The organism is Burkholderia sp. MBR-1 (assembly GCF_013822785.1).
Lineage (GTDB): Bacteria > Pseudomonadota > Gammaproteobacteria > Burkholderiales > Burkholderiaceae > Burkholderia > Burkholderia vietnamiensis.
In genome coordinates this window covers 692,667-711,984 of record NZ_CP053610.1, presented here as the reverse complement: position 1 = coordinate 711,984, position 19,318 = coordinate 692,667, and the positions used below count along the sequence as shown (strand labels likewise).

Below are 19,318 nucleotides of genomic sequence, written 5' to 3'. Positions count from 1 at the left end.
GGTATAAAAGCCATTCGATACTGAAATCCGGCCATGCCCGATCCCTTGCTTCCTGCTCATCTGATCGCGTCCGACGACGGCCCGTTCGTCGCCGCCGCGCTGCTCACGCAGCGCGACCCGCGCGTGACGCCATCGCATGCGCACGCGCGCGGCCAGCTCGTCGGCACGCTGAGCGGGCTGGTGTCGATCGGCCTCGACGATCAGCAATGGGTCGTCCCCGCGATCCATGCGGTGTGGATTCCGCCGCACTTCCGGCATTCGCTGCACTCGTTCGGTCCGATCGCCGGCTGGTCGGCGTTCATCGCGCCCGCGCGATGCGCGTCGCTGCCCGCCGCGCCGCGCGCGATCCGCACCACGCCGCTGTTGCGCGAGGCCGTGCAGCGTGCGGCGAGCTGGGACGGCGCGGCGCTCGACGCGGCGCAGACCCGCATCGCCGACGTGATCCTCGACGAGATCGCCGCGGCGCCGGCGGAATCGCTCGGCCTGATCCGGCCGCAGGAGCCGCGGCTCGCGCGCATTACCGACGCGCTGGCCGCCAATCTCGCGGACAACAGGCGCCTCGAGGAATGGGCCGAATGGGCCGGCATCGGCGCGCGGACGATGAGCCGCCGCTTCGTGGCCGAAACGGGGCTCACGTTCGCGCAATGGCGTCAGCAGGCGCGGCTGCTGCGCGCGCTCGAGAAAATCGCCGACGGCGCGCCGGTGACGACGATCGCGCTCGATCTCGGGTACGACAACGTGAGCGCCTTCATCGACATGTTCCGCCGCGCGACCGGCACCACGCCGGGAAAATATCCGGTCGCGGGCAGCGCAGTGCGCGGGGCGGCATAGCGGGCGGGCGAGGCGGGCGCGATCCGGCGCGGGTTCCCGAATGCCGGCACGCGGCGGCTCGACGCTTCATCGCCCCACCGCGCCACCGCCCGCGTCGTCAATACGTTGCGTCGCCGTTCGTCGAAGCGTCGCCGCCCGTGTTCCTGAACTGCGCGGCCAGCCGTTCCGCGCTGCGCGCGAGCAGCGTCGTATCGACGCCCACCGCGACGAACGACGCGCCCGCGCGCAGATAGCGCCGCGCGGCCGCCGCATCGGCGCTGAGAATCCCCGGCGCTTTGCCGGCGCGCTTGATCGCCGCGAGCGCGCCGTCGATCGCCGCCTGCACGTCCGGATGCGCGGGATTGCCCAGATGCCCGAGATCGGCGGCCAGATCGGCCGGGCCGATGAATACGCCGTCGACGCCGTCCACCCGCGCGATCGCGTCGATCGCATCGAGCCCGGCGCGCGTCTCGACCTGCACCAGCACCGCCATCGCGTCGTTCGCCCGCTGCAGATAGTCGCCGAGGCGGTTCCAGCGCGACGCGCGGGCGAGCGCGCTGCCGACGCCGCGCATCCCGTGCGGCGGATAACGCGTTGCCGCGACCGCCGCGCGCGCTTCGTCGGCGCTCTGCACCATCGGCACGAGCAGCGTCTGCGCGCCGAGATCGAGCACCTGCTTGACGATCACCGGATCGTTCGACGGCACGCGCACGACCGGATGCGACGGATACGGCGCGATCGCCTGCAACTGCGCGAGGATCGTCGGCACCGTGTTCGGCGCATGTTCGCCGTCGATCAGCAGCCAGTCGAAACCGGCGCCCGCAACCACTTCCGCGCTGTACGGATTCGCGAGGCCGAGCCACAGCCCGATCTGCGCATCGCCGCGGGCGAGCGCGGCCTTGAAGCCATTCGACGGCATCTGCATCGCCTGCCCTCCCGTCACGCGAAGTGGCACTGGATCGTGCCGAGCGGGCCGTAATCGACGCTGAACGTGTCGCCCGGCCGCGCCGCGCAGGGCCGCGTAAACGATCCGCCGAGCACGATCTGGCCGGGCTCCAGCGCGACGTCGAAACGCGCCAGCCGGTTCGCGAGCCACGCGACGCCGTTGGCCGGATGATTCAGCACGCCGGCCGCGACGCCCGTCTCCTCGACCGCGCCGTTGCGCGACATGATCGCCGCGACCCAGCGCAGGTCGAGGTCGTGCGGCCGCACCGGCCGGCCGCCGATCACGACGCCCGCGTTCGCCGCGTTGTCGGCGATCGTGTCGAACACCTTGCGCGGCCGCTGCGTCGCGGGATCGATCGACTGGCTGCGCGCGTCGATGATCTCGAGCGCCGGCACCACGTAATCGACCGCGTCGTACACGTCGAAGATCGTGCAGCGCGAGCCGCCGAGCCGCTTGCCGAGCACGAACGCGAGCTCGACCTCGACGCGCGGCACGATGAAGCGGCCGGTCGGGATCGTGCCGCCGTCGTCGAAGAACATGTCGTCGAGCAGCGCGCCGTAATCGGGCTCGTCGATCTGCGAAGCGCTCTGCATCGCCTTCGACGTGAGGCCGATCTTGTGGCCCTTCAGCGTGCGGCCTTCGGCGAGCTTGAGCGCCACCCACGCGCGCTGGATCGCGTACGCGTCGTCGATCGTGATGTCCGGATGGTCGAGCGAAATCTGGCGGATCTGCTTGCGCTCGCGCTCGGCGTCGTGCAAACGCCGCGCGAGCTGGTCGATGAGGGCGGGTTCGAGCATGGTCGGTTCGGGAGCGGGGTTCAACCGGCCCGCTGATAGCGGGCGTGGATGTTGTTTTGCTTGTACGAGCCGGTTTCGCTGAACTCGATCAGCTCCATAGACAGCGCAAGGTAGCGCGTCGCGTACAACGGCGCGAAGTGCGCGGTGATCGCTGCGAACAGCGCATCGCACGCGGCCTTTTTGGTGGCGTCGCTGCGTCCCGCGGCGATCTTCAGCGTCACGTGCACGAACGCGTCGTCGTGCGTGCCGTCGGCGACGCAGTAGTCGTGCAGCTCGATCGCGCGCGAGCGGATGCCGCCCGTCGGAAACACGCCGCCCTGCGCGATCAGCGTCGCGTTGATGGTGCGCAGCAGCGCGGGAACGTGCGCGTCGTCGCGGATGTTCGCGGTGTATTCGACGACGATGTGTGGCATGGCAATGCTCCTGATGGAAAATGCGGCGCTCAGTCGAGCGGGAAGATCGCGTTGATCTGCCCGGTGCCCGAGCTCGCGAAGTAGTCGGTGACGATCTCGACCGGCCGGTCGTAGCGGTCCCAGCCGAGCAGGCCGAGCAGCATCGCCGTGTCGTGCATGCCGCCTTCGCCGTGACAATGGACGTTGTATTCGGGCAGCATCGCGCAGAACGTGCTGAAGTCGCCCTGCTTCCACAGCTCGATCACGCGCAGATCGACCTGCCGGAAGAATTCGCGGCTGATCGTGTGGATCGATTCCTCGGGGCTGCCGTTGTCGTTGAAGCGATGCGACAGCGAACCGCTCGCGAGGAACGCGACGTTCGAATCGCTGTTGCCGATCGCTTCGAGCAGCGCCTCGCCGAAGCGCCGGCTCTCGTCGAGCGTGTGCCACATGCACCAGCCGGCGATCGACACGACCTTGAAGTGCTGGTCGGCGTTCATGTAGCGCATCGGCACGAGCGTTCCGTATTCGAGCTCGAGGCTGTCGATCTCGTGCGCGCGCGTCGCGATGCCGCGCGCGCTGGCCGTCTGCGCGATCAGGCGGCCGAGTGCCGGGTTGCCCGGATACGCGTACTGCATGTCGCGGATGAAATGCGGCAACTCGTTGCTGGTGTACGTGCCGGCGAATCGCGCGTTGCAGTTCACGTGATAGCCGGCGTTGACGAGCCAGTGCACGTCCGCCACGACGATCGTGTCGACGCCGAGCGCGCGGCAGCGCTCGCCGATCAGCCGGTGGCCGCGAATCGCCGCGTCGCGACAGCCGTGATGCCGGCCCGGCAACTCGGACAGGTACATCGACGGCACGTGCGTGACCTTCGCGGCGAGGGACAGTTTGCCCATCGTGAAGTCTCCTGTTCTGGCGCGGCGAACCGAAGCGCGCGCGGCGGCCGGTCACACGCCCCAGCGCGGAATGTGATGCGAGCCCATCGAGATGCAGACGTTCTTGATCTCGGCGAACACCTCGAAGCTGTACTCGCCGCCCTCGCGGCCGGTGCCCGACTCCTTCACGCCGCCGAACGGCTGGCGCAGGTCGCGCACGTTCTGACTGTTGACGAACACCATCCCGGCCTCGATCCCGCGCGCGAGCCGATGCACCTTGCCGACGTCCTGGGTCCAGAGGTAGGACGCCAGGCCGTAGCTGGTCTCGTTGGCGAGCCGCAACCCGTCGTCCTCGTCGTCGAACGGAATCAGGCACGCGACCGGCCCGAAGATCTCCTCCTGCGCGATGCGCATCCGGTTGTCGACGTCGGCGAACACGGTCGGCCGCACGAAGTTGCCGTTGCGCAGATGGGCGGCGAGGCCCGCCGGCGCTTGCGCGCCGCCCGCGACGACGCGCGCGCCCTCCTGCTCGCCGAGGCGGATATAGCCGGTCACCTTCTCCCAGTGCTGGCGCGTGATCATCGCGCCGAGCTGCGTCGCCGGATCGGCCGGGTCGCCCACCACCAGCCGGTTCGCGCGCTGCGCGAACGCCTGCACGAAGCGGTCGTAGATCGTGCGCTGCACGAAGATGCGCGAGCCGGCCGTGCAGCGCTCGCCGTTGATCGAGAAGATCGTGAACAGCGACGCGTCGAGCGCGCGGTCGAAATCGGCATCGTCGAAGATCAGCACCGGCGACTTGCCGCCGAGCTCCATCGAATACTTCTTCAGGCCCGCGCGCTCCATGATGCGCTTGCCGGTGACCGTGCCGCCGGTGAACGACACCGCGCGCACGTCCGGATGGCGCACCAATGCGTCGCCGGCGGTCGCGCCGTAGCCGTGCACGACGTTCAGCACGCCCGGCGGAATGCCGGCTTCGAGCGCGAGACGCCCGAGCTGGTCGGCGGTCAGCGGCGCCAGCTCCGACATCTTCAGCACGGCGGTGTTGCCGAGCGCGAGACATGGCGCCGTCTTCCACGTCGCGGTCATGAACGGCACGTTCCACGGCGACACCAGCGCGCACACGCCGACCGGCTGGTACAGCGTGTAGTTGAGCATCTGATCGTCGACCGGATACGTGCGGCCGTTCATCTGCACGCACACCTGCGCGAAGAAGTTGAAGTTCTCGGCCGCGCGCGGAATCAGCTGCTTGCTCGTCTGGGCGATCGGCAGGCCGGTGTCCTGCGTCTCGAGCGCCGCGAGCATCGGCACGTTCTTCTCGATCAATTCAGCGAGCCTGCACATCAGCTTCGCGCGCTCCCGGGCCGGCGTGTTCGCCCACTTCGGAAACGCCGCCTTCGCCGCGCGCACCGCCGCATCGACTTCGGCGTCGCCGCCCGACGCGACGTCGGCGATCACGTCGCCGGTTGCCGGGTTCAGCGTCGTGAAGGTGTCGCGGCTCGCGACTTCGCGGCCGTCGATCCAGTGCTTGATGGTCATCAGTGCTCCTCGCGCGACCGGCTCAGCCGGCGCGATAGTAGTCCGCTTCGCCGACGATCGTGTTCACCAGCCGGCCGATCCGTTCGATTTCGGTCACCACTTCGTCGCCGGGCTGGGTGTCCGCGAGCCCTTGCGGCGTGCCGGTGAGAATCAGGTCGCCCGGCGACAGCGTCATGAAGCCGCTGATGTGCTCGATCAGCGCCGGCACGTCGAAGATCATGTCGCGCGTGCTGCCGCGCTGCGTCTCCACGCCGTTGACCGTCGTGCGCAGCGTGAGGTCGCCGGCATCGCCGATCTCGTCGCGGCTCACGAGCCACGGCCCGAGCGGCGTGCAGGTGTCGCGGTTCTTCACGCGCAGGTTCGGGCGGTAATAGTTTTCGAGGTAGTCGCGGATCGCGTAGTCGTTCGCCACCGTGTAGCCGGCGACGCAGTCGATGGCCTGCGCGCGGCTCACGCGGCGCGCGGGCCGGCCGATCACGACGGCCAGCTCGCACTCGTAGTGCATGTGCGTCGCGTCCGTCGGGCGCACGCTATGCGCGCGATGGCCGATGAACGTGTTCGGTCCTTTCAGGAAGATCAGCGGCTCGCTCGGCGCGTCGAACGCGAGTTCCCTCGCGTGGTCCGCATAATTGAGCCCGAGTGCGAAGGTCGTGCGCGGCACGACGGGCGGCAGCCACGTCACGGCTGCTTCGCCGAGCACGCGGCCGGTGTCGAGCCGGACCGCGCCGTCGTCGGCCGGCTCGGCCGCATGCACGGCGCCGTTGTAGATCACGCGTGCGGTCTTCATTGCGCAGGCTCCGCGATCAGCGTATGCCGCAACGTGCCGAGGCCGGCCGCGGCGATCTCGATCGCGCTGCCCGCGCGCGCACGCGGTGCGCCGCCGGCGACGCCGAGCAGCAGCACGTCGCCCGCGTCGAACGACATGAAGGCCGTCACGTCGGCGATCAGTTCGCGCACCGGGCGAATCAGCGTGGCGGTCGAGGCGGCGGCGGCCGTGGCACCGTCGATCTTCACGCTCAGCGCGATCGCGTCCGCATCGGCGAGCGCGAGCGCGTGCGCCGGCACGATCGCCGGGCCCAGCGGGCAAAAGCCGTCGCGGCACTTGAAGCGCACCGCGGGCCGGTAATAGTCGGGATGCGGAATCGACACGTCGCTCGCGAGCGTGAAGCCGTGCAGGTAATCGAACGCATGCGCGGCCGGCACGCGCGTCGCGCGCCGCGAGAACACGACGGCCACCGACGCGCCGATTTCCAGCGCATCGACGCCGGCCGGCACGACGACCGCCGCACCGTCGCACGCATGCGTATTGGCCGGCTTGATGTACAGAACCGGCGCTTGCGGCGGCCGGCCATAGGGCGGCGCATGAACGGCGTCGCCGAGCGCGTCGAGCGCGCTGCGCTGGTTCAGCAGCGCGCCGTACACGGTGCCGATCGCGACCGGCAGCGGCGGCGCCCCGGCGGTCCTGCAAGACAGCTCCATGCGTCGTTCCCCTGCCGCGCGTCGCGGCGCATCGTCGATAATTAATATCTTAAGTACGGCATGGACGGCCCACAACCTCGATTACCCTGATACGCGAAATTCATCTCCGGCCGCTGTTAAGATTGCCGCGTACCCGCCCACTCTCCACGCCGATGAACCGTACGCTAGACCATCGCAACCTGGCCATGCTGCTGCTCGAGGCACGCGAGACGCTGATGGGCATGTTCCGCCCGATTCTCAAGGAATTCGCGCTGACCGAACAGCAATGGCGGATCGTCCGCGTGCTCGACGGCGAACCGGCGCACGCGCTCGAGGCGGGACAGATAGCGCGGCGCTGCTGCATCCTGAGTCCGAGCCTGACCGGCGTGCTGGAGCGGATGGAGCGCGACGGCCTGATCACGCGCACGCGCGCGCAGGAGGATCAGCGCCGGCTGCTGGTGAGCCTGACGCCGCAAAGCAGGAAGCTGGTATCGGAAATCGGGCCGCGCATCGACGAGCAGTATCGTCTGCTCGAAGCACGGTTCGGCGCGGACGGCCTCGACGACATCTATCGCGCACTCGACCGGCTGATCGAACTCGGCAACGCGCCGTGACGCACGCCGGGCGGCGCGCCGCGGCCGATCCGCGACGGGCCGCTGGCGCGGCCCGAGCGAAGCGCGCGAACGGCGCGAACGATCAGTGCGGCGTGCCGCGCACCAGTTCGGTTACCGCGACACCGCGCGACGTGCGCATGCATTCCTCGACGTAATCGACGAACGGCAGCGGCTCGAAATCGATCTCGTCGCGCACGCGGCTGTTGTCGAACACGCGATCGACCGTCGCGAACTCCGCGCAGCGCTGCAACGCGCGGCCGATCACGCGCTCCAGCGCCGCGTCGCGCCGCCCCAGCACGTCGCGCACCACCAGCGGCAACTCGGCCGGCGCACAGGCCGCGTAGCGCGGCGCGGCCGTCATGCCGGCCGCCTCGTCCATTGCGCGCACGATCTGCGCGACCTGCGGCGCCCCGTCGCCGGCCGACACGTGGTACACGTCGTGCATCAGCGTCGGCTTCACGGCGAGCAGCATCGTCGCGCGCGCGACGTCGTCGACCGACACGATGTCGATGCGCGTCATCGGCCGCGCCGTGAAGCGGCGTGCCGCATGTGCAACGCGGAAGGTCCAGAACGAATTCGGCGCGGGCCGCGTGCCCAGCACCGTATGGCCGACGACGTGCGACGGCCGCACGACCACCAGCGGCAACCCGAGCCCGCGCAGCCGCTGCTCGGTTTCCGCCTTCGCGCGCAGGTAGTCGGCGGCGAGCACCGCGCCGGGCAGCGCGTGGGCGGCCTGCGCGGCTTCGCCCGCGCTGCGCGACTCCTCATGCACGAGGCCGCCGCGGCCCGCATGCGCGTAGGCGGTGCCGATGTGGACGAAACGCTGCAGCTGCGGCGCATCCGCGAAGCGCGCGGCGAAGCCGACCGAATCGGCGAGGTCGGCCTGCAGATGCGCGCCGCCGGCCGGCGACGCATGGCCCGCGCAGTGGATCACGTGCGTCGCGCCGGCCAGACGCGGCGCGTCGGCGCGCTGCCACACGTCGCCGAGCGCGCCGAGCGCGACGTTCGCGTCGCTCAGACGCGACGCCCAGTACGGCGCGAGCCCCGCGCGCAGCGCGGCTTCACGCAGCCGCGCGAGCGCGTGGCCGCGGTCGTCCGCGCGCACCAAGCAGACGATGCGTTCGAGCAACCCGGCGTTGACGAGCGCCGTCAGCACGCTGCTGCCGATGAAGCCGGTCGCGCCGGTCAGCACCAGCCGTCCGACGTTGGCCGCCGCGACCGGTGCGCTGGCGGGCGAGACGAGGCTCGTGCGCCAGTTGAGCGATAGCGCGGTTTTCCAGATCAGCACGATAGTCTCCTTCGAAAAATCGGCGCGGCGCCGCGCGGCCCCGGTTCACGGGATGCGCCTCGCGCCCGGCCGGCCGGGACTGGCATGGGTCCCGGGGCTCCCGATCCCGTTGCGCTGCCGCAGGGATATGCGTCGAACGCGTCTCGGCGTGGAAGGCCGTGGGACGCCACGGAGGGGCGTCCGCGACAGAGGATCGGAAACCGGCAGTGTGGGGCCCGATCGTCCGGATGTCTGTCCTGAAAGTTTCGTGAAAGTGTGAGGATTTGTATGCGTATGTCGGGGTATGTCGTGACGGCGCCGACGCGACACTTCGACGCCGGTCGATCCGAGTCGTCGCATGTCCGGAGCCACTCGATTTGCCGCCGCGACGCACGGATCGCGCTACGGCGGGTCTTTGCCGGCGAGATTCGGATCTCGGCCGATCGTCAGACGTCGTTTCATGGCGTATACGAATGCACGCAATTCGATTTATTGAGGATTATCACTTGCGTTTCACCACAGTCTATCTAGACTGGTCAAACCAAAACGGTCGAACGTGTGATTTTCTTCAGGAGAGGATCCAATGCGCCTCACTATTCGTATTAATGGCAGCGACTCGGCAACCCGCCACGCTTACGCAGTGCTGTGGGTGGACACGGAGGAAGGGCTGTGGTCGCGCGAGGCACACGAGGGGATCGATCTTCCGAGCTGGGGCAAGGTGCGCCACGTCGAAGGCGCGATGGCACTGTGCGCGGCGGACAGCGGCAACGCAGTATGTCAGCTGAAGGGCCTGTCGTTCAGCGCGATGCAGCGCGATCAAGGCCCTGCGGTGCTCGCCGGCGAGCATCCCGACGGAGCCTGGCGGCTGCAGGCGGTCGATCGTTCCACCGCGGAGCCGGAATACGAGGAATTTATTTCCGTCGCGCGTTAGTTTTTTTGACGGCAATCGTCTGCGGTTTAGGGATATTCCCATTTCGCGATACGCGATATTAATTTCGATATTCATCAATAAGGCGCCTCTCGACGAGGCGCTTTTTCTTTTGGCGCGAGAAAACTAATCGGGGACGGGTAAATCCGCCCGGCTCGGCAATAACGGTTGGCGCGCAGGTCGCGGGTCGCGGCTCGCGCGCGGCCACGGAGCGCGTCCTTTCCGTCGTCCTCGTTGCGTATGCTGCGTGGCCAGCAGCGGCCGGCCGGCGGCTCACACTTTCCCCACGCGATGCTTACTCATTTATTACAATCACATTATTCAGACTGACCTGCCGCCGCCCGGCGGCCCGACCCGGCCCTTGCATGAGCGCAAAGAAGAAGACCCACCCCGCCGACCCGTATTCCGCCGCGACCAAGCATCCGATGCTGGCGTCGCGCTTGCCGATGTGGCGCTCGAAGTTCGTCGTGATCATGGTGTCCGCCGGCTTCGCCGCGCTGATCGGACGCGCATTCTGGGTGCAGGTCGCGAATCAGGACTTCTACGTCGGCGAAGGCCAGAAACGCTACCAGCGCACGATCGAGCTCGATGCGATGCGCGGACGCATCGTCGACCGCAACGGCGCGATGCTCGCCGTCAGCCTGTCGACCTACGAAATCTGGGCGAACCCGAAGCAGGTCGCCGAAATCGACTATCCGCAGATCGCGAAGCTGCTCGACATGCCGCTCGCCGAGGTGAAGCGCCGGCTGCGCAACGATCGTACGTTCGTGCTGCTGAAGCGGCAGGTCGACGCCGACACCGCGAGCCGGCTCGACAAGCTGGCGCTCGACGGCATCACGCAGATCGCCGATTCGAAGCGCTTCTATCCGGAAGGCGAATCGGCCGCGCACGTGGTCGGCTTCACGAACGTCGAGGACAAGGGCCAGGAAGGCGTCGAGCTCGCGGCCAACGCGCGGCTGTCGGGCACGTCGGGCCAGCGCGAGGTGATCCGCGACCGGCTCGGCCGCATCGTCTCCGACACGCGCCCGCTGGTGCCCGCGCAGCACGGCGCGACGATCGAGCTGACGATCGACCGGCGGATTCAGCAGCTCGCCTTCAGCCAGCTCAAGGCGGCGGTGATCGAGAACAACGCGGTGGCCGGCAGCGTCGTCGTGCTGGACGCGCAGAACGGCGAGATCCTCGCGCTCGCGAACTACCCGACCTTCGATCCGAACGACCGTGCGCGGCTGACCGGTCAGCAATTGCGCAACCGCGCGGTGATCGACACGTTCGAGCCGGGCTCGACGATCAAGCCGCTGGTCGTCGCGCTGTCGATCGACGAACGCAAGGTCACGCCGAACACGATCGTCAACACGTCGCCGGGCACCTACAGGATCGGCCCGGCCGTGATCCACGACACGTCGAACCACGGCTCGCTGACGGTCGCGCAGGCGCTGCAGAAGTCGAGCAACGTCGCGCTCGCAAAGCTCGCGCTGAATCTGCCCGCCGAGACGATCTGGAACAAGTACCAGGAGTACGGGATCGGCCGTGCGCCCGAGTTGACGTTCCCCGGCGTCGCGTCGGGCCGCCTGCGCGGCTACAAGCGCTGGCGGCCGATCGAGCAGGCGACGATGGCCTACGGCTACGGGCTGTCGATGTCGCTGCTGCAGATCGCGCAGACGTACACCGCGTATGCGGGCGACGGGACGCTGCATCCGGTGTCGCTACTGAAGAACGGCACCGACCCGCACACGGCCGATGCGCATCGCGGCCATCGCGTGACGTCGCCGCAAACCGCGGCGGCCATCCGCTCGATGCTCGAGCTGGCCGTCAGCGAGGGCGGCACGGGGCGCCGCGCGCGCGTCGACGGCTACCGGATCGGCGGCAAGACCGGAACCGCGCGCAAGCAGGTGGGCACGGGCTATGCGAAGGGGAAATATCGCGCGTTGTTCGCGGGGATGGCGCCGATGAGCAACCCGCGCCTGATCGTCGCGGTGATGATCGACGAGCCGCGCGGCAAGGGCTATTACGGCGGCACGGTGGCCGGCCCGGTGTTCTCGTCGATCACGAGCGGCTCGCTGCAGTTGCTCGGCGTGCCGCCGGATGCGCCGTTCGAGACGGCGCCCGATGCACCCACGGCGCGGCAAAAGACGGCCGCGGCAGCCGACTCGGCCGCGCCGCCGAAGACGTCAACCGCGCGGAAAGCGACGGCGCCGGTGACGGCGGACGCCGGACCGCGCGCGACGGCACGGACCGACGCCGCGGCGGGCTGAAGCGGGCTGGCGCGGCGGCGAGAGCGTGCCAGCGCCGCGCTGCGCGCCGAATGCGTTGCGCTCGGGCTTCGGATGCTGGCCGCACTGCCGACGCCGCGCCCGCAGACGGCCCGCATCTCGCGCCGGACGATCCTGTGCCATGTGCCGCCGCCCGGCCGCACGCCCTTCGCCCTTCGCCCTTCGCCCTTCGCCCTTCGCCCTTCGCCCTTCGCCCTTCGCCCTTCGCCCTTCGCCCTTCGCCGTTCGCCGTTCGCCGTTCGCCACGATCCACGATCCGCGATCCGCGATCCGCGATCCACCATCCACCATCCACGAGCTACGAGCTACGAACGGCGAGCCACGAGCAGCAAGACACACGCCGCCCAACGCCACGCCCCTCAATGCGCAACCGCCGCAGGCCTGGCCATTCTGCCGAGCACGTGTTCGGTCATCGCGCGCGCGAGTTCGCTCTCGCTCATGAACACCGTGCCGACGCCCTCGCTCGACAGCAGGCCGGCCTCGTCGCTGCTGTTCGTGCACAACACGACCTCGAGCGCCGGATTCAGCGTGCGCGAAATCTCGACGATCTGCCGCACGTCGAACACGTCGGGCAGCGCGACGACCAACATCCCCGCGCGCGCGATGTGCGCCTGCACGAGCACCACCGGCTCGATCGCGTCGCCCGACACGGCCGCGACGCCGTCCGCGCGCAGTTTCTCGACGAGCTCGCGGTTCTGCTCGACCACCACATACGCGATCCCGCGCTCGTCCAGCGCATGCGCGATGCGCGTACCGACCTTGCCGTAGCCGACGATCACGACCTGCCCGGTCAGGTGCGTCTGCGGCGTCGACATCGGCAGCGCGGCGAGCGGATCGTCGCGCGCCTCGAGCCTGCGCGCGAACGCGGAATGCTTGCGAATCCATGCGAGCGCCGGATCGATCATCGCGAACAGCAGGGTGTTCATCGCGATCGAGATCAGCGCGACCGCGAGTATCAGGCTCTGCCCCTCGGCCGACAGCAAGCCGAGCGCACGGCCGAGACCCGCGAGGATGAACGAGAACTCGCCGATCTGCGCGAGCCCCGCGCCGACCGTGAGCGCGGTGTTCAGCGGATACCGGAACGCGATCACCAGCGCGACGGCCGCCAGCGTCTTGCCGATCAGCACGATCGCCGCGACCTCGATCACGTGCAGCGGCTGTTCGATCAGCACCTTCGGGTCGAACAGCATCCCGACCGAAATGAAGAACAGCACCGAAAACGCGTCGCGCAGCGGCAGCGTCTCGTCGGCCGCGCGCCGGCTGAATTCCGATTCGCGCATCATCATGCCGGCGAAGAACGCGCCGAGCGCGAACGAGACGTCGAACAGCTTCGCGGCGCCGAACGCGATGCCGACCGCCGCGGCGATCATGCACAGCGTGAACAGCTCGCGCGACCCGGTGCGCGCGACGAGCCACAGGATGCGCGGGAACACGCGCTTGCCGACCACGAGCATCAGCGCGATGAACGCCGCCACCTTCAGCATCGTGACGCCGAGCGTGCTCCAGACGCCGCCGCCCGCCGCCTGCGCATCGCCGGGCGGCGTGCCGCCGAGCAGGCCCGCGACCGGCGGCAGCAGCACGAGCACCAGCACCATCACGAGATCCTCGACGACGAGCCAGCCGACTGCGATGCGCCCGTTGACCGTCTCGACGAGCCCGCGCCCTTCCAGCGCACGCAGCAGCACGACCGTACTCGCCACCGACAGCGCGAGGCCGAACACCAGCGCCGCGCCGACGCTCCAGCCCCACGCGAGCGCGAGCGCGCCGCCGAGCAGCGTCGCGACGGTGATCTGCACGACCGCGCCGGGCAGCGCGATCTTGCGCACCGCGAGCAGGTCGCGCAGCGAAAAGTGCAGACCGACGCCGAACATCAGCAGCATCACGCCGACTTCGGCGAGCTGCTGCGCGAGCGACAGATCGCCGACGAACCCCGGCGTGCCGGGGCCGATGACGATGCCGGCGAGCAGATAGCCGACCAGCGGCGGCATCCTGAGCAGCGACGCGAGATAACCGAAGACCATCGCGAGCCCGAAACCGGCCGCGAGCAGTGCAATCAGGCTGACGTCATGTGGCATCCCCTCTCCCAAGGTCTTGTAACTATTTAGTAAGGCTCAAAAACCAAAGGATACGGGATGGGACAAGGAAATGGCGCGCCGCCGCGAAAAATTCGCGGCCTGGCGCGCCATGGCGGCGTGGCAGTGCGGTGCTGCGAACGGCGGCGGCCGGCCCGTCGTCGCCGCCGCACGCCGACGCACGCCGACGCACGGCGGCGAATACCGGCGAATGCCGGCGCGCAACCGCAGCGCAACCGCCGCGCGCGTCAGCGCGACGCCTGCGGGAAGCGTGCGCCGGGCGGCGGCTCCGGTCGCGTCGACGGCACGCGCTTGCGCAGCTTCGCGACCTGCTCGGCCGTGATCGGCGTGCCGGAATTGCCCCAACTGGTGCGAACGAAGTTGGACACGTCCGCGACTTCCTGGTCCGACAGGCGCCAGCCGAACGGCGGCATCGTGAACGTCGACGGCGCGGTATGCGTGCCTTGCAGCGCGCTGCCCTCGAGCACCACGTGAATCAGCGACGTCGGATCGTCGCCCTGCACCACCGGGTTGCCGGCCAGCGCCGGGAATACGCGCGTGTAGCCGTGGCCGTCGCTGCGGTGGCATGCCATGCAGTTGTCGCGATAGACGGCCGCACCGGGCTTGCTCGCATCGCCGGCGCGCAGCGCGGTGGCGGCGGCCGCGTCGTACACGTGCGGCTGCTCGCCCTGCACGCGCGGCGGCAACGTCTTCAGATAGCGCGCGATCGCGGTCAGGTCGTCGTCGCTCAGGTGCTGCATGCTGTGGCCGACCACGTCCGTCATCCCGCCGAACGCCGCGGTGCGGAGCGTGCGGCCGGTCTTCAGGAACCGCACGATCTCGGTCTCGCTCCACGTGCCGAGCCCGGTGCGCGGCTCGCCGCGCAGGCTCGTCGGCACCCAGCCGTCGATCGCCGCGCCGCCGGCCAGGAAATCCAGACCGCCGGCGTCGGTCAGCGCGCGCTCCTGCATCGTCGCCGCGCGCGGCGTATGGCAGGCGCCGCAATGGCCCAGGCCCTGCACGAGATACGCGCCGCGCGCGACGACCGGATCGCCGTACTGCGCCGCATCGAACGGCTTCGGCGCCGGCGCGAACATCTTGCGCCAGAACCCCAGCGGCCAGCGCATCGACAACGGCCACACGATGTCGACCGCGCGGTTCTGCTGCTCGACCGGCGCGACGCCGTGCATGAAGTACGCGTACAGCGCCTTCACGTCGTCGTCGGACAGGCGCGAGTACGACGGATACGGCATCGCCGGGTACATCGTGTCGCCGTTCTTGCGCATGCCCTCGCGCACTGCCCGCGCGAAGTCGTCGAGCGTCCAGCCGCCGACGCCCGTGTTCCGGTCGGGCGTGATGTTGGTCGAATAGATCGCGCCGATCGGCGTGTCGAATTTCAACCCGCCGGCGAACGGCTTGCCGCCGCTCGCGGTGTGGCACGCGACGCAGTCGCCGGCGCGCGCGAGGTATGCGCCGCGCTTGACGAGGTCGGCGTCCGCCGATTGCGCGGCGTGGGTTGCGGTGGGCGCTGGCGCGACCGATTGAGAGGCAGGTTGCGCGACAGCCGGCGCACCCGCGACGCCGATCGCCGCCCATGCAGCGCCGAGCAACGCGGCGCGCCGCAGCGGAAACACGCGGCGCGCCGCGTTGCGAGAGTTCATCGTGCGGTTCATGCGGTCACCAGCGGGGCGGGATTTTTCAGGTACTGCTCGCGGATCGCACGCGCCGACCAGTAGGCCAGCGCGGCGACGATCCCGGTCGGGTTGTAGCCGATGCCTTGCGGCAGCGCCGACGCGCCCATCACGAACACGTTGTGCACGTCCCAGCACTGCAGGTAGCGGTTCAGCACGCTCGTCTTCGGATCGGTGCCCATGATCGCGCCGCCGACCAGATGGGTGGTCTGGTACGCGCGCGTATCGAAGTGCTTGCCGAATTCGCGCGTCGACACGCCGATCGCCTTCGGCCCCATGGCTTCCGCGATTTTCTTCATCTGCCCGGTCACGTACTGCGCCATCCTGATGTCGTTGTCCTTCCAGTCGAAGGTCATGCGCAGCAGCGGCTGGCCATACGAGTCGCGATAGGTCGGATCGAGGTCCAGGTAGACGTCGCGGTACGACATGTTGGTGCCGTGCGCATCCATCGAGATCGTGTGCGCGTAGCTGTCCTTCACGGCCTTCTTCCACGCCGAGCCCCACTGCGGCGTGCCGGGCGGCGTCGCGATGCCGCTGACCGGCTTCACGCCCGCCTGGTTCACCCACAGCGGCGAGCCGCCGACGAAGCCGAGCGGCCCGTGGTCGAAGTTGTCCGCATTGAAGTCGTCCACCGCGACGCCGTTGCCGCCCGCGCCGACGAACGGATTCGTGTACGTATCCTTGTCGAAGTACGCCTTGATGGTCGACAGGTTCTGGTACGCGAAATTGCGGCCGACGACGCCCTCGCCCGAGATCGGATCGTACGGCTTGCCGATGCCCGACAGCAGCAGCAGGTGCACGTTGTGATACTGGAACGCCGCGACGATCACGAGATCCGCCGGCTGGTGAATCTCGCGGCCGGCCGGATCGACGTAGGTGACGCCGGTCGCGCGTTTTTTCGTGTCGTCGAGATCCACGCGCAGCACGTGGCACTTCGAGCGCAGCTCGAAGTTCGGCGTCTGCCGCAGCGCGGGCAGGATGTTCAGGTTCGGCGACGCCTTCGAATACATGTAACACGCGTAGCCGCTGCAATAGCCGCAGAAGTTGCACGGCCCCATCTGCACGCCGTACGGGTTCGTGTACGGCCCCGACGTGTTGGCCGACGGCAACCGGTACGGATGCAGCCCGAGCGACTTCGCGGCATCGAAGAAGCGCTGTGCCGAATAGGTATTGAGCTGCGCGGGCAGCGGAAAGTGGTCGCTGCGGTTCGCCTCGAACACATTGCCGTCGCCGACCACCTTGCCGCCGACCTGGTACGCCTGCCCCGACGTGCCGAACACCTTCTCCGCAAAATCGAAGTACGGTTCGAGCTCGTCGTAGCTGACGCCCGTGTCCTGGATCGTCATCCCGTCCGGGATGAACTTCTTGCCGTAGCGTTCTTCGTAGTGGCTGCGCAGCCGCAGTTCTTCGGGCGTGATCCGGAAGTGCACGCCCGACCAGTGCAGCCCCGCGCCGCCCACGCCCTCGCCCGGCAGGAACGCCGCCAGCTGCCGGTACGGCAGCGCGGTGTCCTGCACGCCGTGCCGGATCGACACGGTCGTCTTCGACAGGTCGAGGAACAGCTTCTTGCGCACGTTGTAGGTCAGTTCGTCGATCGTGTTCGGGTACGCGCCGTCCGGATAGGTGTCGCGATACTCGCCGCGCTCGAGCGCGACCACGTTCAGCCCGGCTTCGGTCAGTTCCTTCGCGAGGATCGCGCCGGTCCAGCCGAAGCCGACGATCACCGCATCGACGTGCGGCTTGTTTTCTGCGGCCATCAGGTGCGCTCCCCGTTGATCGAAACCGGGCCGTACGGATACGGCTTGCCGTTCTGGTTGACGAAGTCCATGAAGTCGGCGCGCGCGCCCGGAAAACCGATCATCTTCCACGCGGCCATGTCGCGATTGCCGCCGTGCACCGGATCGCAGAAATACCCTTCGCGCGTGTTCTGCAGCAACTGGCCGAAGAACACCGCGGACGGCACGTCGTCGATCGGCGCCGCGCCCTTCTCGAGCGCGCCGAGCACGCTATCGCGCGTGGGCGCGTCGAGATCGGCGAAGGCCTTGCCGTGCGCCTTCTCGCAATAGCGGTTGACGGCCGCGATGCCGAGCCGGTAGATGTCGCGCGGCACCAGCTTCAGCTGGTAGCCGAGCTCGGGCACGCCCTGCTGGAACGGCCCCTGCATGTACCAGGTCGCGCCATGCGCATACGGCGTTTCCATCTGCCGGTCGATGAACTCCGGCACGCCGGTCTCCAGCGCGCCGGGGCCTTCCGCATCGGCCGGAATCAGACGGTCGACGGCGGCCTGGACGAACGCCCATTCCTTCGCGTCGAAGAAGGTCGGCTTGTACGGCGCGCGTTCGGCGCTCGCCGATGCCGCGGAGGCCGCGCCGGACGGGCTGCCGGAAGATGGCGGCGAGCGCAGATCGCAGCCTGCGACCGAGGCGATCGGCACGAGAGCGACCGACGTGCGCAGGAAGCGGCGCCGCGAGTTGGATTTGTCGGTGGGCGTGGACATGGTCGGGATGTTGATCGTTGGGGGCGAGATCCGGGAAGGCGCGTTCCGCATGCGGCATGCCCGGCACGGCAGCCATGCCGCGTGCGGCCGGCCGTCCTGGATTGGCAACACTGCGAACCTCGGCGCGTCCGGCATCGGCCGGACGCCGCACGCGGTGCGTCAATGCCCGCGCGCGGCGTGCCGGCTGCGGCCCGCCGCGCATGGTCGGCCTCTTCGCGGGCCTATCGTCGGGCAAACGCACGACTATTGCCGTCATCCGCCCTCATCGCCCTTCCCCCGAATTACCTCGAACGCCACGCCCGCCACCGGCAAGCGCGACGCGCACGGCCCTCGTCAGGGGCAAGCGACGTGCTGCGCATTATAAATGGAACCGGTTCCATTGCAAATTGGGTTCGAGGCAGGCCATTGCATCGCGAAGCGCAACAGTTGAAAAATGGCGCGGCGCGATCGCCGGCCGCCGCAGCGCGAGACGGTGGGCGGCAGGCAGGAGCGCGCCAGCCGGATGGCTCCGGTCGACCCGGCGCGCGCGCCGCTCACCTCGCCCAGTACATCGACGCGAAAGCCAGCGCCAGCGCCACGCAAAGCGGCGAATAACACAGCGTGTCCATGCGCGCGAAGCGCGACCCGCGGACACGCTTGAAGAAGCCGACGTATCGGAAGTCGCCGACCGCCCGAACCGCGAAAATGAGTGCGAACGCAACGATCGCGAACGCGGTCGCGCCGGGCAGAACCTTCGGCCCCAACCAGCCCGCGCGCGACGCGACCGCGCCGGCGCCGCACAGCAGCGCCGCCGCGACTGCGAGCGTGCCGCGCCGGGTCGGACGCAACAGCGGGACACCATCCTGCTCCGGAATGGCCGCGCGCTTGCCGCGCTGTCCACCGAGCGCCCAGTAGACGTGAACGAGTGCGATCGCACAAAGCGTCGGCACGCTGAAGTACGCGCCGGTCATGTCGGTAGGGTCCCCTGTCTCATCTGGTCGTCGTGTGGTCGTGTATCGGTCGGGCATGGACCTGCCCGCACGCGCGCGCCTGCGCGTGCCCCCGAGACGATACCGAAATCGCGCGCGGCCTGCAGTGTGGCGTCCGGTCGCAATCGGACACGCGGACACGCGCATGCTGCGATGCGGTGCGCATCCGCGCGCGCGGGGCCGGCACTTGACTT

General features: G+C 68.9%; 17 protein-coding genes. 4 read left to right on the top strand and 13 right to left on the bottom strand.

Translation table 11 applies throughout. From position 1 onward, the window contains the following. Nucleotides 1-33 precede the first annotated feature (33 nt). A complete protein-coding gene (locus MBR110_RS17970) occupies nt 34-831 on the top strand; it encodes an AraC family transcriptional regulator (protein WP_011882093.1) in 798 nt (265 codons plus the stop codon). A gap of 97 nt (nt 832-928) precedes the next feature. Here the strand turns inward: MBR110_RS17970 and hpaI are convergent, their stop codons facing one another. Genes hpaI through MBR110_RS17935 form a run of 7 tightly spaced genes read right to left on the bottom strand, consistent with a single transcriptional unit; the run spans nt 929 to nt 6,838 of the window. Continuing rightward, on the bottom strand, nt 929-1,735 hold the full coding sequence (gene hpaI / locus MBR110_RS17965; protein WP_059559565.1) for a 4-hydroxy-2-oxoheptanedioate aldolase: 807 nt from the start codon (nt 1,733-1,735) through the stop codon (nt 929-931). Nucleotides 1,736-1,749: 14 nt separating this feature from the next. Next, nucleotides 1,750-2,553, bottom strand: a complete 804-nt coding sequence (hpaH, locus tag MBR110_RS17960; RefSeq protein ID WP_131754154.1) for a 2-oxo-hept-4-ene-1,7-dioate hydratase — start codon at nt 2,551-2,553, stop codon at nt 1,750-1,752. A 20-nt stretch (nt 2,554-2,573) separates the two neighbouring features. Then, nucleotides 2,574-2,966, bottom strand: coding sequence for a 5-carboxymethyl-2-hydroxymuconate Delta-isomerase (locus MBR110_RS17955; RefSeq protein WP_014724986.1), 393 nt, complete (start codon nt 2,964-2,966; stop codon nt 2,574-2,576). 29 nt (nt 2,967-2,995) lie between these two features. Beyond that, nucleotides 2,996-3,844, bottom strand: coding sequence for a 3,4-dihydroxyphenylacetate 2,3-dioxygenase (gene hpaD / locus MBR110_RS17950; RefSeq protein ID WP_011882089.1), 849 nt, complete (start codon nt 3,842-3,844; stop codon nt 2,996-2,998). A gap of 51 nt (nt 3,845-3,895) precedes the next feature. Beyond that, the gene (hpaE, locus tag MBR110_RS17945) at nt 3,896-5,359 is read right to left on the bottom strand and encodes a 5-carboxymethyl-2-hydroxymuconate semialdehyde dehydrogenase (protein ID WP_131754153.1); all 1,464 of its coding nucleotides are present in this window, start codon (nt 5,357-5,359) and stop codon (nt 3,896-3,898) included. Nucleotides 5,360-5,381: 22 nt separating this feature from the next. Then, a complete protein-coding gene (locus MBR110_RS17940) occupies nt 5,382-6,146 on the bottom strand; it encodes a fumarylacetoacetate hydrolase family protein (RefSeq protein ID WP_059559555.1) in 765 nt (254 codons plus the stop codon). Next, nucleotides 6,143-6,838 (bottom strand): fumarylacetoacetate hydrolase family protein, encoded by a 696-nt coding sequence (locus MBR110_RS17935; RefSeq protein ID WP_045578062.1) that lies wholly within the window; start codon nt 6,836-6,838, stop codon nt 6,143-6,145. Before MBR110_RS17935 ends, MBR110_RS17940 begins: the two co-directional genes overlap by 4 nt. Nucleotides 6,839-6,990: 152 nt before the next feature. Here MBR110_RS17935 and hpaR point away from each other — a divergent pair, with 152 nt between their 5' ends. Beyond that, a complete protein-coding gene (gene hpaR / locus MBR110_RS17930; RefSeq protein ID WP_011882085.1) occupies nt 6,991-7,431 on the top strand; it encodes a homoprotocatechuate degradation operon regulator HpaR in 441 nt (146 codons plus the stop codon). 82 nt (nt 7,432-7,513) lie between these two features. On the opposite strand, the gene MBR110_RS17925 is transcribed toward hpaR, so the two are convergent. Continuing rightward, nucleotides 7,514-8,719 carry an SDR family oxidoreductase gene (locus MBR110_RS17925; RefSeq protein ID WP_069224605.1) on the bottom strand — a complete coding sequence of 402 codons (1,206 nt, stop codon included), beginning with the start codon at nt 8,717-8,719 and terminating at the stop codon, nt 7,514-7,516. Nucleotides 8,720-9,281: 562 nt separating this feature from the next. On the opposite strand from MBR110_RS17925, the gene MBR110_RS17920 reads away from it, so the two are divergent. Both MBR110_RS17920 and MBR110_RS17915 read left to right on the top strand, forming a co-directional pair. Continuing rightward, nucleotides 9,282-9,629: a DUF3564 family protein gene (locus MBR110_RS17920; protein ID WP_034193484.1), complete on the top strand. Its 348-nt coding sequence runs from the start codon at nt 9,282-9,284 to the stop codon at nt 9,627-9,629. A 362-nt stretch (nt 9,630-9,991) separates the two neighbouring features. After that, nucleotides 9,992-11,878 (top strand): peptidoglycan D,D-transpeptidase FtsI family protein, encoded by a 1,887-nt coding sequence (locus tag MBR110_RS17915; protein WP_014724992.1) that lies wholly within the window; start codon nt 9,992-9,994, stop codon nt 11,876-11,878. Between the two features lie 377 nt (nt 11,879-12,255). Here MBR110_RS17915 and MBR110_RS17910 read toward each other — a convergent pair whose 3' ends face one another. The 5 genes from MBR110_RS17910 to MBR110_RS17890 form a co-directional block, all read right to left on the bottom strand. Then, the gene (locus tag MBR110_RS17910; RefSeq protein ID WP_059474304.1) at nt 12,256-13,971 is read right to left on the bottom strand and encodes a cation:proton antiporter domain-containing protein; all 1,716 of its coding nucleotides are present in this window, start codon (nt 13,969-13,971) and stop codon (nt 12,256-12,258) included. 245 nt (nt 13,972-14,216) lie between these two features. Then, nucleotides 14,217-15,641, bottom strand: coding sequence for a c-type cytochrome (locus tag MBR110_RS17905; RefSeq protein ID WP_181709455.1), 1,425 nt, complete (start codon nt 15,639-15,641; stop codon nt 14,217-14,219). Next, nucleotides 15,638-17,416 carry a GMC family oxidoreductase gene (locus MBR110_RS17900; RefSeq protein ID WP_046428498.1) on the bottom strand — a complete coding sequence of 593 codons (1,779 nt, stop codon included), beginning with the start codon at nt 17,414-17,416 and terminating at the stop codon, nt 15,638-15,640. Before MBR110_RS17900 ends, MBR110_RS17905 begins: the two co-directional genes overlap by 4 nt. Next, nucleotides 17,416-18,156 (bottom strand): gluconate 2-dehydrogenase subunit 3 family protein, encoded by a 741-nt coding sequence (locus MBR110_RS17895; protein WP_046428495.1) that lies wholly within the window; start codon nt 18,154-18,156, stop codon nt 17,416-17,418. Before MBR110_RS17895 ends, MBR110_RS17900 begins: the two co-directional genes overlap by 1 nt. Nucleotides 18,157-18,689: 533 nt before the next feature. Next, nucleotides 18,690-19,106, bottom strand: coding sequence for a DUF3995 domain-containing protein (locus tag MBR110_RS17890; protein WP_011882077.1), 417 nt, complete (start codon nt 19,104-19,106; stop codon nt 18,690-18,692). Nucleotides 19,107-19,318 lie beyond the last annotated feature (212 nt).

Bases quoted from the DNA above. Each gene is read 5' to 3' on its own strand.
- MBR110_RS17970 (WP_011882093.1), top strand. From the start codon at position 34: ATGCCCGATCCCTTGCTTCCTGCTCATCTGATCGCGTCCGACGACGGC.
- hpaI (WP_059559565.1), bottom strand. From the start codon at position 1,735: ATGCAGATGCCGTCGAATGGCTTCAAGGCCGCGCTCGCCCGCGGCGAT.
- hpaH (WP_131754154.1), bottom strand. From the start codon at position 2,553: ATGCTCGAACCCGCCCTCATCGACCAGCTCGCGCGGCGTTTGCACGAC.
- MBR110_RS17955 (WP_014724986.1), bottom strand. From the start codon at position 2,966: ATGCCACACATCGTCGTCGAATACACCGCGAACATCCGCGACGACGCG.
- hpaD (WP_011882089.1), bottom strand. From the start codon at position 3,844: ATGGGCAAACTGTCCCTCGCCGCGAAGGTCACGCACGTGCCGTCGATG.
- hpaE (WP_131754153.1), bottom strand. From the start codon at position 5,359: ATGACCATCAAGCACTGGATCGACGGCCGCGAAGTCGCGAGCCGCGAC.
- MBR110_RS17940 (WP_059559555.1), bottom strand. From the start codon at position 6,146: ATGAAGACCGCACGCGTGATCTACAACGGCGCCGTGCATGCGGCCGAG.
- MBR110_RS17935 (WP_045578062.1), bottom strand. From the start codon at position 6,838: ATGGAGCTGTCTTGCAGGACCGCCGGGGCGCCGCCGCTGCCGGTCGCG.
- hpaR (WP_011882085.1), top strand. From the start codon at position 6,991: ATGAACCGTACGCTAGACCATCGCAACCTGGCCATGCTGCTGCTCGAG.
- MBR110_RS17920 (WP_034193484.1), top strand. From the start codon at position 9,282: ATGCGCCTCACTATTCGTATTAATGGCAGCGACTCGGCAACCCGCCAC.
- MBR110_RS17915 (WP_014724992.1), top strand. From the start codon at position 9,992: ATGAGCGCAAAGAAGAAGACCCACCCCGCCGACCCGTATTCCGCCGCG.
- MBR110_RS17910 (WP_059474304.1), bottom strand. From the start codon at position 13,971: ATGCCACATGACGTCAGCCTGATTGCACTGCTCGCGGCCGGTTTCGGG.
- MBR110_RS17905 (WP_181709455.1), bottom strand. From the start codon at position 15,641: ATGAACCGCACGATGAACTCTCGCAACGCGGCGCGCCGCGTGTTTCCG.
- MBR110_RS17900 (WP_046428498.1), bottom strand. From the start codon at position 17,416: ATGGCCGCAGAAAACAAGCCGCACGTCGATGCGGTGATCGTCGGCTTC.
- MBR110_RS17895 (WP_046428495.1), bottom strand. From the start codon at position 18,156: ATGTCCACGCCCACCGACAAATCCAACTCGCGGCGCCGCTTCCTGCGC.
- MBR110_RS17890 (WP_011882077.1), bottom strand. From the start codon at position 19,106: ATGACCGGCGCGTACTTCAGCGTGCCGACGCTTTGTGCGATCGCACTC.